This is a genomic window from Streptomyces sp. NPDC037054, assembly GCF_055606745.1.
On record NZ_JBVJSJ010000005.1, the window covers coordinates 478,667 to 494,462 of the forward strand.

At 71.9% G+C, this 15,796-nt stretch carries 14 protein-coding genes; 7 read left to right on the forward strand and 7 right to left on the reverse strand.

From position 1 onward, the window contains the following. Together ACZ7D7_RS15625 and ACZ7D7_RS15630 are read left to right on the forward strand one after the other, a co-directional pair. Complete coding sequence (locus ACZ7D7_RS15625) at nt 1-1,188, forward strand: dipeptidase (protein WP_470824785.1); 1,188 nt, start codon at nt 1-3, stop codon at nt 1,186-1,188. Between the two features lie 143 nt (nt 1,189-1,331). After that, entirely contained in the window at nt 1,332-2,489 is a 1,158-nt protein-coding gene (locus ACZ7D7_RS15630; protein ID WP_470824787.1) for a dipeptidase, read from the forward strand. Between the two features lie 39 nt (nt 2,490-2,528). Here the strand turns inward: ACZ7D7_RS15630 and ACZ7D7_RS15635 are convergent, their stop codons facing one another. After that, the gene (locus ACZ7D7_RS15635; protein ID WP_470824788.1) at nt 2,529-2,918 is read right to left on the reverse strand and encodes a VOC family protein; all 390 of its coding nucleotides are present in this window, start codon (nt 2,916-2,918) and stop codon (nt 2,529-2,531) included. 12 nt (nt 2,919-2,930) lie between these two features. Beyond that, the gene (locus ACZ7D7_RS15640; protein WP_470824790.1) at nt 2,931-3,290 is read right to left on the reverse strand and encodes a VOC family protein; all 360 of its coding nucleotides are present in this window, start codon (nt 3,288-3,290) and stop codon (nt 2,931-2,933) included. A gap of 136 nt (nt 3,291-3,426) precedes the next feature. On the opposite strand from ACZ7D7_RS15640, the gene ACZ7D7_RS15645 reads away from it, so the two are divergent. Further along, nucleotides 3,427-3,933 (forward strand): CGNR zinc finger domain-containing protein, encoded by a 507-nt coding sequence (locus tag ACZ7D7_RS15645; protein ID WP_470824791.1) that lies wholly within the window; start codon nt 3,427-3,429, stop codon nt 3,931-3,933. A gap of 121 nt (nt 3,934-4,054) precedes the next feature. Here ACZ7D7_RS15645 and ACZ7D7_RS15650 read toward each other — a convergent pair whose 3' ends face one another. Next, on the reverse strand, nt 4,055-5,398 hold the full coding sequence (locus tag ACZ7D7_RS15650) for a UDP-glucose dehydrogenase family protein (RefSeq protein ID WP_470824792.1): 1,344 nt from the start codon (nt 5,396-5,398) through the stop codon (nt 4,055-4,057). A gap of 209 nt (nt 5,399-5,607) precedes the next feature. On the opposite strand from ACZ7D7_RS15650, the gene ACZ7D7_RS15655 reads away from it, so the two are divergent. Continuing rightward, entirely contained in the window at nt 5,608-6,765 is a 1,158-nt protein-coding gene (locus tag ACZ7D7_RS15655) for an acyl-CoA dehydrogenase (RefSeq protein WP_470824793.1), read from the forward strand. Nucleotides 6,766-6,829: 64 nt separating this feature from the next. Here the strand turns inward: ACZ7D7_RS15655 and ACZ7D7_RS15660 are convergent, their stop codons facing one another. Further along, nucleotides 6,830-7,387, reverse strand: a complete 558-nt coding sequence (locus ACZ7D7_RS15660; protein ID WP_470824794.1) for an acyl-CoA thioesterase — start codon at nt 7,385-7,387, stop codon at nt 6,830-6,832. Between the two features lie 118 nt (nt 7,388-7,505). Here ACZ7D7_RS15660 and ACZ7D7_RS15665 point away from each other — a divergent pair, with 118 nt between their 5' ends. Together ACZ7D7_RS15665 and ACZ7D7_RS15670 are read left to right on the forward strand one after the other, a co-directional pair. Next, entirely contained in the window at nt 7,506-8,819 is a 1,314-nt protein-coding gene (locus ACZ7D7_RS15665; RefSeq protein WP_470824795.1) for an LCP family protein, read from the forward strand. Then, nucleotides 8,812-9,438, forward strand: coding sequence for an HAD-IA family hydrolase (locus tag ACZ7D7_RS15670; protein WP_470824797.1), 627 nt, complete (start codon nt 8,812-8,814; stop codon nt 9,436-9,438). Before ACZ7D7_RS15665 ends, ACZ7D7_RS15670 begins: the two co-directional genes overlap by 8 nt. A gap of 23 nt (nt 9,439-9,461) precedes the next feature. On the opposite strand, the gene ACZ7D7_RS15675 is transcribed toward ACZ7D7_RS15670, so the two are convergent. Beyond that, entirely contained in the window at nt 9,462-10,961 is a 1,500-nt protein-coding gene (locus tag ACZ7D7_RS15675) for an LCP family protein (RefSeq protein ID WP_470824798.1), read from the reverse strand. 127 nt (nt 10,962-11,088) lie between these two features. Between ACZ7D7_RS15675 and ACZ7D7_RS15680 the strand changes: the two genes are divergently transcribed. Further along, nucleotides 11,089-12,114 (forward strand): glycosyltransferase family 2 protein, encoded by a 1,026-nt coding sequence (locus ACZ7D7_RS15680; protein ID WP_470824799.1) that lies wholly within the window; start codon nt 11,089-11,091, stop codon nt 12,112-12,114. A 63-nt stretch (nt 12,115-12,177) separates the two neighbouring features. Here ACZ7D7_RS15680 and ACZ7D7_RS15685 read toward each other — a convergent pair whose 3' ends face one another. Together ACZ7D7_RS15685 and ACZ7D7_RS15690 are read right to left on the reverse strand one after the other, a co-directional pair. Then, nucleotides 12,178-13,785 (reverse strand): LCP family protein, encoded by a 1,608-nt coding sequence (locus tag ACZ7D7_RS15685; protein ID WP_470824800.1) that lies wholly within the window; start codon nt 13,783-13,785, stop codon nt 12,178-12,180. 184 nt (nt 13,786-13,969) lie between these two features. After that, nucleotides 13,970-15,721 carry an LCP family protein gene (locus tag ACZ7D7_RS15690; RefSeq protein WP_470824801.1) on the reverse strand — a complete coding sequence of 584 codons (1,752 nt, stop codon included), beginning with the start codon at nt 15,719-15,721 and terminating at the stop codon, nt 13,970-13,972. Nucleotides 15,722-15,796: the final 75 nt, after the last annotated feature.

Genomic DNA, 15,796 nt, shown 5'->3' on the forward strand with positions numbered 1-15,796 from the left:
ATGGCCACGCCGTCCGCCCTCGGCCGGGCCCGGGAACTCCTTCGCGAGTTCCCGGTGGCCGACGGTCACAACGACCTGCCGTGGGCCCTGCGCGAGCAGGTCCGCTACGACCTCGACGCCCGCGACATCGCCGGCGGCCAGGCCGCCCACCTGCACACCGACATCCCCCGCCTGCGGGCGGGCGGCGTCGGCGCGCAGTACTGGTCCGTGTACGTCCGCTCGGACCTGCCCGACCCGGTGCCGGCGACCCTCGAACAGATCGACTGCGTACGGCAGTTGCTGGCGCGCCACCCGAAGGACCTGGCCCCGGCGCTGACCGCGGCCGACATGGAGGCGGCCCGTGCCGAGGGCCGTATCGCCTCCCTCATGGGCGCCGAGGGCGGCCACTCGATCGCGAACTCCCTCGCCACCCTGCGCGGCCTGTACGCCCTGGGCGTGCGCTACATGACGCTCACCCACAACGACAACGTGGCGTGGGCGGACTCGGCGACGGACGAGCCCGGCGTCGGCGGCCTGTCGGCCTTCGGCCGCGAGGTCGTGCGGGAGATGAACCGCGTCGGCATGCTCGTCGACCTGTCGCACGTCGCCGCGACGACCATGCGGGACGCGCTGGACACCTCGACGGCGCCGGTGATCTTCTCCCACTCCTCGTCCCGCACCGTGTGCGACCACCCGCGCAACATCCCGGACGACGTGCTGGAGCGGCTGCCCGCCAACGGCGGCGTCGCGATGGTGACGTTCGTGCCGAAGTTCGTGCTCCAGGCGGCGGTCGACTGGACGGCCGCCGCGGACGAGAACATGCGCGCGCACGGCTTCCACCACCTCGACACCACCGCCGAGGCGATGAAGGTGCACCGCGCCTTCGAGGAGCGCCACCCCCGCCCGGTCGCCACGGCGGCCACGGTCGCCGACCACCTGGACCACATGCGCGAGGTCGCCGGCATCGACCACCTCGGCATCGGCGGCGACTACGACGGCACGGCGTTCACCCCCGAGGGCCTGGACGACGTCGCCGGCTACCCGAACCTGATCGCCGAACTGCTCGACCGCGGCTGGTCGACCACCGACCTGGCCAAGCTGACCTGGCAGAACGCGGTTCGGGTGCTGGGCGCCGCCGAGGACGTGGCCCGCGACCTGCGGACCACCCGCGGCCCGTCCAACGCGACGCTGGAGGAACTGGACGGCTGATCGGCCGGGGCGGGGCGGCCGGACGTGCTCGACGCCCCCCGGGTCGCTGAACCGGGTGACGCCCGGACGGCGCACCCACCAGGAAGCCCACCGGGCTCCGTGCGACGGTGACCGTACCGCGATCACGACGTACGGAGCCCGCCATGGCAGATCTCCAGGACGACCTGCACACCGCCGGCGAGGTCGGCGAGTTCGCCGAGCTCACGGAGCCGTTCCCTGCCGAGCCGTACCCGTCCGGATCCCCCGCGCCGGCCCCCGGCGAGGACCACGAGGACCATGCGGGCGCGGACCACGAGGGCACGCTGCGCCGGGCCCGGGCGCTGCTCGCCGCCCACCCCGTCGCCGACGGCTACAGCGGACTGGCGTGGACCCTGCGCAACCTGCACTGGTACGACCTGGAACTTGGCGAGAGCGCCGTCGACACCGACATCCCCCGGCTGCGCCGGGGCCACGTCGGCGCCCTGTTCTGGTCGCTGCACCTGCCCGACGGACGCCGCGGCGACGGCGCCGTCGCCGGGACCGTGGAGCAGATCGACCTCGTGCGGGCCGTGACCCGCTCCTACCCCGAAGGCCTGCGCCTCGCGTACAGCGCCGGCGAGGTCACCGACGCCCGCAACTGCGGGCGCGCCGCCGTCCTGCTCGGTCCCGCCGACGCCCCCGCCCTCGGCGACTCCCTCGTCGTACTGCGCGCCCTGCACGTCCTGGGCCTGCGCGTCCTCACGCTCAGCGGCGTCTCCTGGGCGGGCGAGGCGGGCCTCACCCGGTTCGGCGAGGAAGTCGTGCGCGAGATGAACCGGCTCGGCGTCATCGCCGACCTCACCGGCGCCTCCGAGAAGACCGTGCGCCGCACCTTCGCCGTCTCCAAGGCGCCCGCGCTGTGCACCCGGTCCGCCGCCCGCGCCCTGCGCCCCCACCCGGCCAACCTCCCCGACGACCTGCTCGCCGAGCTGGGCGCGGCCGGAGGCCTGTGCATGGTGCCGCTGACCGCCGAGCAGACCGGCCCGACCGTGCGCGACGTCGCCGACCACCTCGACCACGTGCGCGCGGTCGCCGGCCCGCACGGCGTCGGCCTGTCCGGCACGTTCGACACCGGCACCGCCCACCCGCAGGAGCTCGGCGACGCGTCCTGTTACCCGCGCCTCGTCGCCGAGCTGCTGGGCCGCGGCTGGAGCGACGCGGACGTCGCGCTGCTGACCTGGGGCAACGTCCAACGGGTCCTGTGCGGCGCGGACTTCACGGCCCGGGCCGCACAGGAACGCCGCCCGCCGTCCACGGCGAGGATCTCCGAGCTCGACGGCTGACCACCGGCCCGCGAGCGGTGCGCGAAGGGGCGCTCGCGGCTACCCGTGCTCGATGCGGCACAGACAGAACGGGTGTCCCGCCGGGTCCGCGTACACCAGGAAGTCCTTCTTCTCCCGGTCCTCCAGGTCGAGCGGCCGCGCTCCCAGCGCCAGCACCTTCTCGTGCGCCGCGTCGATCTCCTGCCACGTCGACCCGGCGTCGAAGTCGAGGTGGAACTGCTGCGCGTTCCGGTCGGAGCGCGGCCACTCCGGCGGGGTGAGCCCCGGCGCACGCTGGAAGGCGAGCCGGGGCCCGCCCGGCACCTGGAGCACCACCCAGTCGGGGTCCTCCTCCTCGGGCGTGCCGCCCGCGACCTGCGCGTAGAAGCGGGCCAGCTCACGCGGCTCGGGACAGTCCAGGACGACGGAACGGAGAGCGGCGACGGGCATGTTTCCTCCTGGTCAGCAGGCGCAGAGACAGAACGGGTGCCCGGCCGGATCCGCGTAAACCCGGAAGGTCCGCGCGCGGTCCTCGGTGTCCAGCGGCTTCGCCCCGAGCGCCAGCACGGCCTTCTCCGCCTCGTCCAGGTCCGGCACGTTCAGGTCGAGGTGGAACTGCTGCGAGTGGTCGGGGGCGGGCCACTGCGGCGGGACGAAGCCGGGGGCGGCCTGGAACGCCAGCTTTTTCCCGTCGGGGAGCTTCAGGTCCACCCAGTCCCCCTGATCCTCCACCGTGCCGCCCAGCACGCCGGCGTAGAACTCGGCCAGCGCGCGGGGGTCGGGACAGTCCAGGACGACGACGCCCAGTTCGGCGACAGCCATGACTTCCTCCTTGAAGTCCGCGGTTTCCCATGGAACCGGTCACTCATGGAACCGGTTACCCATAGAACCGAGTAACCAGTAACGGTTACTGCATGCTCCAGCATAGGGGGTAACGTCGCAAGCATGAGGTCGCACCATGAGTGAGAGAACGCCCGCCCCCGGCGGGCTGGCGCTGATCGAAGCCCTGGTCAACACGCTGGACGTGGAGACGGGCGCCGACTCGCTCGACACCCCGGAGGGCCGCGCGCCCTTCGCCCTCACCGAGGACGAGCTGCCCCGGGCCCGCGCCCTGCGCGAATCGCTGCGCGCCGCCCTCCTCGCCCACGCGGGCCACCCCGCCCACCGGGAGGTCACCCCCCTCGGCGACCTCCTCGCCCACGCGCCCCTGCACGTCGCCGTCGACGAGCACGACGGCTCGGCCGCCCTGGTCCCCGCCGACGGCCGGCCCCTGCTCTCCCGCGTCGCCGCGGCCGTGGCCGAGGCCCTCGTCGCCGGCACCTGGACCCGCCTCAAGGCCTGCGAGGCCACCGACTGCCTCTGGGCGTACTACGACCGCAGCCCCGCCGGCCGGGGCCGCTGGTGCTCGATGCGGGTGTGCGGGGCGCGCGCGAAGATGCGCCGGTACCGCGCCAAGGGCGCGTGAGTGCCGCCGAGTTCGCGGCCGGGCCCGGCCGGGGTGCGGCAGAATGAACGAAGACGCCGGTTCGGCCGACTGAGCCTCGGCCGAACCGGCGTCGCCCCGCCTCTCCGGGCGGGCCGGGGGATCAGGCGGTGGGCCGCCCCATCGCCCGGTACGTCCAGCCGGCCTTCCGCCACCGCTCGGCGTCCAGCGCGTTGCGCCCGTCGAGGACGACCCGGGCCGCGGCGACCTCGCCCAGCTCCGCCGGGTCCAGCTCGCGGAACTCCCGCCACTCCGTCAGGTGCAGCACCACGTCCGCGCCGCGCACCGCGTCCCGCGCGGTGTCCGCGTAGCCGAGCGTCGGGAAGATCCGGCGGGCGTTGTCCATGCCCTTCGGGTCGTACACGGTGACCTGGCCGCCCTGGAGGTGGATCTGCCCGGCGACGTTCAGCGCGGGCGAGTCCCGCACGTCGTCCGAGTCCGGCTTGAAGGTCGCGCCCAGCACGGCCACCCGCTTGCCCAGGAACGGCCCGCCGCCCAGCGCCTGCCGGGCCAGCTCCACCATCTGCCCGCGCTGGCGCATGTTGATCGAGTCGATCTCGCGCAGGAACGTCAGCGCCTGGTCCGCGCCCAGCTCACCGGCGCGGGCCATGAACGCCCGGATGTCCTTCGGCAGGCACCCGCCGCCGAAGCCGATGCCGGCCCGCAGGAACTTCTTGCCGATCCGGTCGTCGTACCCGATGGCCTCGGCCAGCTTCGCCACGTCGCCGCCGGCGGCCTCGCACACCTCCGCCATCGCGTTGATGAAGGAGATCTTCGTGGCCAGGAAGGAGTTCGCGGACGTCTTCACCAGCTCGGCGGTCGGGAAGTCCGTCACCACGAACGGCGAGCCCTCGGCGACCGGCGTGGCGTACACCTCGCGCAGCAGCTTCTCCGCCCGCTCGCTGCGCACGCCGACGACGATCCGGTCGGGGTGCAGCGTGTCCTGGACGGCGAAGCCCTCGCGCAGGAACTCCGGGTTCCAGGCCAGCTCGGCGTCCGCTCCGGCGGGCGCGTGCGCGGCCAGGTAGGCGGCGAGGCGGTCGGCGGAGCCGACGGGCACGGTCGACTTGCCGACGACCAGGGCCGGCCCGGTCAGGTGCGGGGCCAGGGAGGCGATCGCGGAGTCGACGTACGACATGTCGCAGGCGTACTCGCCGTGCTTCTGCGGGGTGTTCACGCAGACGAAGTGCACATCGCCGAACGCGGCCACCTCGGCCCAGTCGGTCGTGAACCGCAGCCGCCCGGTGGAGCCCTCGATCCCGGCCACGTGCCGGCGCAGCAGGTCCTCCAGCCCCGGCTCGTACATCGGGACCCGGCCGCGCTGGAGCGTCTCGATCTTCTCGGGCACGACGTCGAGGCCCAGCACCTCGAAGCCGAGCTCGGCCATGGCCGCCGCGTGGGTGGCGCCGAGGTAGCCGGTGCCGATCACGGTGATCTTCAGGGCCATGGGTGCTCCAGGGGTACGGCAGGGCGGGGCGTGCGATGCGCTGCACGAGCATAGTCGGGGCTCGCACGAGCCCCCACCGGGCCACTTCACCTCCGGCGATTCGCCCTGTCGCCAAGCTCACGTATCCCTGAAGTGAGCAGCGCCATAAAATTTGAGTTACTTAACGGTAGTTAGCACAGGCATCACAGCGATTTGGAGCGTGAGAGACCTTGGCCGGATCGGCTGATTTCGACCTGTACCGCCCGTCCGAGGAGCACGACATGCTCCGTGACGCCGTCCGCTCGCTGGCCGAGGCGAAGATCTCGCCGCACGCCGCCGCGGTGGACGAGGAGGCCCGCTTCCCCCAGGAGGCGCTGGACGCCCTGGTCGCCAACGACCTGCACGCCGTGCACGTGCCCGAGCAGTACGGCGGCGCGGGCGCCGACGCGCTCGCCACGGTCATCGTGATCGAGGAGGTGGCCCGCGTCTGCGCGAGCTCCTCCCTGATCCCGGCCGTGAACAAGCTGGGCTCCCTGCCGGTGATCCTGTCCGGCTCCGAGGACCTGAAGAAGAAGTACCTGGCGCCGCTCGCCAAGGGCGACGCGATGTTCTCGTACTGCCTGTCCGAGCCGGACGCGGGCTCCGACGCGGCCGGCATGAAGACGAAGGCCGTCCGCGACGGCGACCACTACGTCCTCAACGGCGTGAAGCGCTGGATCACCAACGCGGGCGTCTCCGAGTACTACACGGTGATGGCCGTCACGGACCCGTCCAAGCGCTCCAAGGGAATCTCGGCGTTCGTCGTCGAGAAGTCCGACCCCGGCGTGTCCTTCGGCGCCCCGGAGAAGAAGCTCGGCATCAAGGGCTCTCCGACCCGCGAGGTCTACCTCGACAACGTCCGCATCCCCGCCGACCGCATGATCGGCGAGGAGGGCACCGGCTTCGCCACGGCGATGAAGACCCTGGACCACACCCGCATCACCATCGCGGCCCAGGCCCTCGGCATCGCCCAGGGCGCCCTCGACTACGCCAAGGGCTACGTCCAGGAGCGCAAGCAGTTCGGCAAGCCGATCGCCGACTTCCAGGGCATCCAGTTCATGCTCGCCGACATGGCCATGAAGATCGAGGCCGCCCGCGCCCTGACCTACCAGGCCGCCGCCAAGTCCGAGCGCGGCGACAGCGACCTCACCTTCCAGGGCGCCGCCGCCAAGTGCTACGCCTCCGACGTCGCCATGGAGGTCACCACGGACGCCGTCCAGCTCCTCGGCGGCTACGGCTACACCCGCGACTACCCGGTCGAGCGCATGATGCGCGACGCCAAGATCACTCAGATCTACGAGGGCACCAACCAGGTCCAGCGCATCGTGATGGCGCGCAACCTGCCGTAACGGGACGGGACATGGGCGGGCCCCGGCGCGAACGCCGGGGGCCCGCCCACGTTTTGAGAGGGGCTCAGTCCTCGAAGCCCTCCGCCGCCCGCTTCTCGCGGAGTTCCATGATCGCCCGGCGGCGGGCCAGCCGGTGGGTGCGGCGGATCTGGGCCTCCTGGTAGCGGCGCTTGTCCTGTTCGGTCTCCGGGAGGACCGGCGGGACGCGGCGCGGCCTGCCGTCGGCGTCGACCGCCGCGAAGACGAGGTAGGCGGAGCCGACCTGGGTGGGCGGCGCGGACTCGTTCCAGCGCTCGGCCAGCACCCGTACGCCCACCTCCATGGAGGTCCGGCCGGTCCAGTTGACCTGGGCCTTCACATGGACGAGGTCGCCGACGCGGACCGGTTCGAGGAACGCCATCTCGTCCATCGACGCGGTGACGGCGGGGCCGCCGGAGTGCCGCCCGGCCACGGCGCCCGCCGCGTCGTCGACCAGCTTCATGATCACGCCGCCGTGCACCGTACCCAGGAGGTTGGTGTCGTTGTGGGTCATGATGTGGCTGAGTGTGGTGCGGGACGCCGACGTCGGCTTGCCCGGAATGTCCTGGGTCTCCGAATTCGCGGCTGAGGCCTGGTCTGTCATGGCCTCCACCATATGCCGAACTGACATCCGGGAAATTTGTGTCAGCTTGGCAACAGCACTGCCCCTATTTTCGGCTGAACCTTGTAAGGCACACAGCGGGGACCTGCACACTGAGCCCATGAATGATTGGCCCCAGGGATGGTCCGACGGCAACCGCGGTCCCGGCTACGGTCGCGGCAGCGCAGGCGCGCAGCCCGAAAGCGCGCGTGTGATGCGGCAGGTCCGCCGCGGTCAGGCGGCACCGCCCGGCGCGGGCCACCCCGCCGCACCGCCGTACGCGGCCGGCGTTCCGCAGCAGCCGTCGTACGTCGACGGGAGCGAGGAGCCGTCCCGCTACGACAGCGGCTACAACACGGGCCAGGTCTACGGGGGCGGCGGCAGACGCGGCGGCGGCTTCGTGCCCAACGACAACGACGTGGACCCGGACCACGGCCGGTACCGCGAGCGGCCGGACTGGCGGCGCCGCCTCAAGGTGACCTCCCTCACCGTGGTGGTCGTGCTGCTCGTCACGACGGTCGGCACGTACTTCTGGGCCGACTCCAAGCTCAACCGCGAGGTGGACCTGTCCACCGTCATCGACCGGCCCGAGGCCGGCGAGGGCACGAACTATCTGATCGTCGGCTCGGACAGCCGCGAGGGCATGTCCGACGAGGAGAAGAAGAAGCTGCACACCGGGTCCGCCGAGGGCAAGCGCACGGACTCGATGATGATCCTGCACACCGGCAGCAACGGCCCCACCCTGATATCCCTGCCCCGCGACTCCAACGTCAACATCCCGGAGTTCAAGGGCTCGGAGTCCGGCAAGACCCGCCCCGCGATGGGCGCCAACAAGCTCAACGCGGCCTACTCCATCGACGGCCCGACCCTGCTGGTGCGCACCGTCGAGTTCAACACCGGCCTGCACATCGACCACTACGTCGAGATCGGCTTCGGCGGCTTCGCCAGCATCGTCGACGCGGTCGGCGGCGTGGAGATGGACATCCCGCAGGACATCAAGGACACCAAGTCCGGCGCCGACTTCAAGAAGGGCAAGCAGACGCTGAACGGCGAGGAGGCCCTCGCCTTCGTCCGCACCCGGTACGCGCTGGCCGGCTCCGACCTGGACCGCACCAAGAACCAGCAGAAGTTCCTGTCCGCGCTCGCCAACCAGGTGGCCACGCCGAGCACGATCCTCAACCCCTTCCGGCTGTACCCGACCATGGGCGCGGGCCTGGACTCCCTCATCGTCGACAAGGACATGAGCCTGTGGGACCTGGCGTCCATGTTCTGGGCGATGAAGGCCGTCAGCTCGGAAGGCGGTGACGGCAAGTCGATGAACATGCCGATCTCGGGCAGCGCGGGCAACGGCAACCTCCAGTGGGACATGGACAAGGTCAAGACCCTCGTCAACCAGCTGAAGAACGACGAGAAGGTCACGGTCTCCGGTGACTGACCGCCCGGCCGGGCCGGCGTTCGGCGCGGTCCTGTGCGACGTCGACAACGTCGTGCGCCACTACGACCCGGCCGGGGTCCACGCGCTGGAGCGCGCCGCCGGCCTGGCCGAGGGCACCACGATGAAGGTGGCGTTCGCCCCGGAGACCGACCTGCCGCTGCTGCTCGGCCGGATCGACGCCCAGGAGTGGGTGCGGTCCATCGCCGAGGGCCTGGCCGGCATGGTGCCCGAGTCGACGGCGTGGGAGCTGGGCACGGCCCTGCTGGAGTCGCCGTTCGCGGCCGACGAGGCGGTGGTGGCGCTGCTGCGCCGGGCCCGCACCCGCGTCCCGCTGGTCCTCGTGAGCAACGCCACGCTCCGCCTGGAGGACGACCTCGCCGTCCTGGGGCTGGCCGACCTCGCCGACCACGTGGTGAACAGCGCCCGCGTCGGCCTCGCCAAGCCGGACCCGCGCATCCTGCGCCTCGCCGCGTCCCTCGTCGGCGTGCCCCCGCAGCGCTGCCTCTTCGTCGACGACACCGCCGAGAACGTCGACGCGGCCGGGGCCCTGGGCATGCGGACCGTGCACTTCCGGGAGGCGGCCGACCTGGAACGGGCGCTGGCGCCGCTCTTCCGCTGACGCTCGGGCCCCGGCGGCCGGCCTCAGGACGAGCAGACCACCTCGTCGCCCCGCACCACGGTGCCCTCCTGCCGCGCCGGTTCCTCGGGCCGCACCGTGCGGACCCGCGAGAAGTCCGAGCCGACGATCACCTTCAGCGTCGCGCCCTGGCCCTTGACCGCGCGCAGTTCGCTGCCCGGCAGCGCCGCCGCGAGGGACCTCGCCGAGCGGTCCCAGCGCGGGTCGTAGGCGACGACGGTCCGCCGCACCGTGCGGTCCGCGGCGTTGGACGGCGTCCGGGTCGTGCGGAAACCGGTCGCCGCCAGCGCCGTGTCCACGCGCCGGCCGAGGCCCGCGCGCGCCGTGCCGTTCTCCACCTGGACCCGGATCTGCCGCGGCGGGACCTCGACGCGGGGCGCGGTGCCGCGCGGCCGGTGCGCGGCGAGCGGCTTGTCCTCGCGGAGTGCGTCGAAGAGGCGCTCGGCCTTGGCGGTGTCCCATTTCAGGGTCGAGCCGACGCCCTCCACGGGAAAGCCCATGCGGCCGATCGGCACGGTCGTGAACTCGGACGACGAGGGCGAGAAGTTCCGCATCGCCCGGCCCAGGTCCAGCAACTCGTCGGTGCCGAAGCCCTTGTCGGCCCGCACCGACCCGAGCACCGCCCGGGTCACGTCCCGGAACTTCATCGGGTTCAGCAGGATCCCGGAGGACGTCGCCCGGTCGATCAGCGCCGCGAGGAACTGCTGCTGGCGCTGCATCCGGCCCAGGTCGGAGGCCCCGTCGACATGGCGGGCGCGCACGTACTGCAGGGCCTGACCGCCGTTCATCCGGTGCGTGCCGGCCGGCAGGTCGAGGCCGGTGTAGCTGTCCTTCAGCGGCTTCGGGGTGCACATCTCGACGCCGCCGAGGACGTCGACCGTCTTCATGAAGCTGGTGAAGTCGACCTCCAGGTAGTGGTCGATCTTCACGCGGGTCATGCTCTCCACGGTGCGCACGGTCAGCTGCGGCCCGCCCTCGGCGTACGCGGCGTTCAGCTTGACCGGGTGGCCGCGGTGCCTCTCGCGCGTGGTCCGGTCGGTGTGCGGCGGCGTCATCGCGTACGAGTCGCGCGGCAGGCTCACCACGCTGGCCCGCCGCCGGTCCTGCGAGATGTGCACGATCATCATCGTGTCGGTGCAGTGGCAGGGCGCGCCGCCCAGCCGGTACCTGCGCCGCTCCTCGGGCGTGATGCGGTCGCGGCCGTCGGTGCCGACCAGCAAAACGTTCATGCCGTCGCCCGCCCGCGGACGGTTCTTCATGTCCTTGAAGGGGTCGACGCGGGCGATGTCCGCGTCCAGCGTGGTGACCACCGCGTGCCCGATGCCGGCCGAGGCGAGAATCACCACGGAGAGCGTCGTCACCGCCCGCACGGCCCAGCGGGGCCGCTTGCGCCGGACGGGGGGCCGCCGCCCGCCGGACGGCCGCGGCCGGCGCTGCGGACCCGGCCGTCCCCCGGACGTGGCCGACGACCTGGGGGAGGGGGACCGAGGCGGCGTGCTGGGCATCGGGGGACACCTCCGCTGGGGCCGTACGTGGGAACCGTGTCACCGTAGGCCGATACGATCGGGTGCCCGGGGCAGCGCCCCCGGCGGGGCGCGGGCGTGTCCCCCGTTCGCGGTAACGTGAGCACCGATGAACGCCAATCCCGACATGCGGCCGCCCGCCGTTTCCGTGATCATGCCCGTCCTCAACGAGGAGCGGCATCTGCGCGGCGCCGTCCAAGCGATCCTCGCGCAGGAGTACGCCGGCGAGATGGAGGTCGTGATCGCCCTCGGTCCGTCCACGGACCGCACGGACGAGATCGCCGCCGAACTCGTCCGGGAGGACCCGCGTGTGCACACGGTCCCCAACCCGACGGGCCGCACCCCCGCCGCGCTGAACGCCGCGATCAAGGCCTCCCGCCACCCGGTCGTCGTCCGCGTCGACGGGCACGGCATGCTCTCGCCGGACTACATCGCCACGGCCGTACGGCTGCTGGCGGAGACCGGCGCGCAGAACGTCGGCGGCATCATGCACGCCGAGGGCGAGAACGACTGGGAGCACGCCGTCGCCGCCGCGATGACGTCAAGGATCGGCGTCGGCAACGCCGCCTTCCACACGGGCGGTGAGGCGGGCCCCGCCGAGACGGTGTACCTCGGGGTGTTCCGCCGCGAGGCGCTCGAACAGCAGGGCGGGTACAACGAGGAGTTCATCCGCGCCCAGGACTGGGAGCTGAACTTCCGCATCCGTGAGGCCGGCGGCCTGATCTGGTTCTCGCCCGAGCTGAGGGTGTCGTACCGGCCCCGGCCGAGCGTGCGGGCGCTGGCCAAGCAGTACAAGGACTACGGCCGCTGGCGGCACGTGGTCGCCCGCTACCACGCCGGCTCCATCAACCTGCGCTACCTCGCCCCGCCGACCGCGGTGTGCGCGATAGTCGCCGGTCTGGTGGCCGGCGTCGCGCTCACGCCGTGGGCGTTCGTGGTGCCCGGCGGCTACCTGGCGGCGATCGTCGCCGGTTCCGTCCCCGCGGGCCGGGGACTGCCGCTGAAGGCCCGCCTCCAGATCCCCGTGGCGCTCGCCACGATGCACATGTCGTGGGGCTGGGGCTTCCTCACCAGCCCCAGGTCCCTCGCGAAGAAGGTCATCGCGTCCCGCCGTCCGGCGGTGCTCTCCGCGTGAGCGCGGCGGCCCGGCGGCCGGGGCTCCAGGTGAGCCGCCGGGCCCGCCGGGCCGCGCCGCCCGTCACCAGGTGAACGCCGGGTTCACCTTCATGCACGCCTTGTCGTCCGCGCCGTTGAGCGCCTCGGCCGACTCGGGCGTCTCGTCGTTCTCGGCGGGCGCCTCGTACGTCGTGCCCTCGCGCCAGTCCGCTCCGACGACGAGCGTCACCCCGGTCACCTCGGTCGACCGCTTCACCGAACTCAGGGGGATCCCGAGGGACTTCGCGATCCGCTGGGCGTCGCCCTCCAGGTCCGCGCTCGGGTAGCGGACCACCGTGCGCTCCTCGACCGGCGCCACGCTCTGATCGGCGACCGCCGCGGTGAAGCCCTTCTCCACGAGCAGCCCGGCCACCGTGCCGGCCCGTCCGCGCACCGGGGCCAGGGTGTCGGTCCGCGTGCCGTTGCGCACCTGGACCGCGATCTCCGCGTCCGGCGCCGCCGGATCCTCCGAGGCCTGCTCCGGCGCCTTCTTCTTCTTGTCCTTGCCGTCGAGGGCGATGTCGTCGCGCACCAGCCGGAACAGCTGCTCGGCGTCCTCCGTGGGCTCCACGCGCGCGCCCACGTACCGGTTCGGCATCGTGGTCATGGTGATGCGCTCCGGCTTCACCTGGCGCAGCTCGTTGCTGAGGTCGTAGAGCTTCTTGACGGTGTCGAGGCCCGGGTCGACCGTGAGGGCCTCGGTGGCCTTCTCGGCCAGCCTGCGCAGCTTGTTGGGGCTGCTGAGGGTGGCGTTCTCGCGCAGCTCCCGCACCATCGCGTTCATGTACATGTGCTGCGCCTTGGCGCGGGCGAGGTCGCTGCCGTCCTCGAAGCCGTAGCGGGTGCGCAGCCACTGCAGGGCCTGCTCGCCCTTGATGTACGTGGTGCCCTTCTCCAGCTTCAGGCCGGAGCCGTGGCCCGCGCTGTCGCGGGAGTGGATGTTGCGGTCGACGCACACCGGGACGCCGCCGATCGCGTCCGCCATCGACACGACACCCGCGAAGTCGACCATGATGAAGTGGTCGATGTGGATGCCGGTGAGCTCCTGCCAGGTGGCCACCGTGCAGCCCGGACCGCCGTGTCCGAGGCTCTGGTTGGTCATCGTGCGGCCGTTGCTCGCCTCGTACACCTTGCCGTCGTCCGGGTCGGTGCACCTGGGGATCTGGACGAGCGTGTCGCGGGGCATGCTGATGACGGACATGTTGGTGCGGTCCGCCGACAGGTGCAGCAGCATCTGCACGTCGGCCAGCGGAGTGGAGCCGAACGTCTCCTTGGCGCCGCCGAGTTCCTGGTTCTCCTTGGTGTCCCGGGCGTCGGAGCCGATGAGCAGGATGTTGAGCGGGGTCTGGCCCGCCGCGTTCGGCGTCGGCGCGGCGACCTTGTTGTCGCCGAGGTTCAGTTCGTCCTTGCGGATGTTGTCGTTGAGGTGCTGGTAGTAGAGATAGCCGGCACTCGCGGTGCCCAGTATCACCACGGCCAGGACCGTCGCCGACCAGCGCAGCACGCGCCGTCTGCGCCGCCGGGTCCCGGCCGCGCGTCGTCCCTCGCCGCCGTCGTTCCCGCCGGACGGTTCCCGCCGTCGCTCCCGTGGTTCCGGGGACGTGAAGTCCTCGGCCGCGGGCGCCTCCCCCCGCACACTGCTACGCGCCACGTGCCTGCCCTTCCCCACCCTGCTCCTGAGACGGGTCCGCCCCGCGTCAAGTCAGACGCACGACGGACCCGTTGGGTTACCCCCCAAGTCACTGCAGCCCGGTCGGTACCGGTTCCTTCGGCCCTGTGGGCGTGGTGCGGAAGTCCCGCACGAGCCGCCCGCGGCCCGGCCTCCCCGCCGGTGCCTACTGGGCGCACTCCACCTTGTCGGCCGTCGACTTCTCCACGTCCGGCGCCTTTGCCGGAGCGGAGACAGGCGTGCCCGCGCCCTCGAAGTCCTTGCCCAGGGTCAGCGTCATCGTGGGCAGCCCCTGGGAGTTGGTCACGCTCTCGCCCTCCTTCATCGCGGACCCGGACAGGCCCATGATCTCGGCGAGCCGCCGCGCCTCGGCGGCCTGCTCCGGCGCGTACTCCAGCGTGGTTTTGCTCAGTTCCTCCGGCGCGTTGCCCGCGTTCTCGGACTTCGTCACGCCCTCTTCGGTCTGCAGCCAGGTCAGCGTCGCCGACGCGCTGCCCGCCTCGGCGCCGCCGTTCAGGATCCGCACCCGCACCTCGGACGGGTCGGCCTTCTCGCCCTTGAGACGGGCGGCCACGGCGGCCGCCTCCTTCTTCTTCTTTTGCTTGACCTCGGTGAAGGAGACGTCCTGCTCGATGGACCGGAACACCTGCGGCGCCTTGCTCGGGTCGGGGACGACCGTCGCCTTGACCGTCTCGGCCGGGTTGTCGCGCACCGGGACCGTGACGAACGTCAGGTTCTTGACGTTCAGCTTGCCCAGCTCCAGACCGAGGTCCTTGAGCTTGCTGATGCTGTCGAGCTGGGAGTCGACGGTCAGCGCCTCCGTGCCCGCCTCCGCCAGCTTCACCATCTTCGACGGGCTGGTGAGCGTGTCGTTGGACTTCAGCTTGCGCATCAGCGCGCTGAGGAACTGCTGCTGGAGGCCGATGCGGCTCAGGTCGCCGCCGGTGCCCACCGAGTGCCGGGTGCGCACGAAGGCCAGCGCCTGCTCGCCCTCGACGACGTGCTTGCCCTTCTTCAGGTTGAGCTTGGAGTCCTTGTCGTTGATGTCCTTCGCCAGGCACACCTCGACACCGCCGACCGCCGTCGTCAGCGTCTTGACGGCGTTGAAGTCGGCGACCATGAAGTTGTCCAGCTTGATGCCGGTCAGCTCGGTCACGGTGCGCATGGTGCAGCTCGGCGTACGGCCGTCCTGGCCGAGGCTCGTGTTGAAGCGGACGCCCTGCGAGCCGGGGATCAGCTTCTGGCTGCCGTCCTCCTGTGTGGTCGGGCAGTCGGGGACGTCCACGATGAGGTCGCGCGGGATGCTGAGCGCGGTCGCGTTCGAGCGGTCCTTGGCGACGTGCAGCAGGATCGTGGTGTCGGCGTGCCCGACGCTGCCCGCGTCGCCGTAGGACTCGTTGCCCTCGCCGGTGCGCTTGTCGGTGCCGATCAGCAGGATGTTGATCGCTTTGTCCTTGCTGAACCCGCCGGTGCTCGCGCCGTCGTCGGAGACGGAGTCGATGTTGCCGTTGAGGTGCTCGATGTAGAGGTAGGCGGCACCCGCCGTGGCGAGCACGACGAACGCCATCACGCCGCCGGTCCACAGCAGCGCCTTCTTGGCCTTCCCCTTCCCCTTCTTCTCCGGCCGCCGGCCGCGCCGCCCGGCGGCCGGCGGTTCGGCGGGCGCGCCCCGGCGTCTGCGCGGGGACGGCACGTCCCGGTCCGGGGTTTCGGGCGCCGGGCGGCCGGGCGCCGCCGTACGGCCGCGCGACGCGGTCCCGGCCCGGCGCGCGGCCGAGGCGGAGCGTCGGGGTCCGGGGACCGGCGATTGCGCTGCGGAGGTATTCAGTCGCAGTTCGTATTCGCCGGTATTCGGATTGAGTACCCACTGGTCTGCGGGGTCGATGTTCTCCGCCCGCCCACGGCCTTGCGCGTCCACGGTTGTCCGAATCCTCCGTCGGGGCACGCGGCGCCTTACCCCCCAAGGCGCCCGGGTCTCGTACATGCAGTGCAC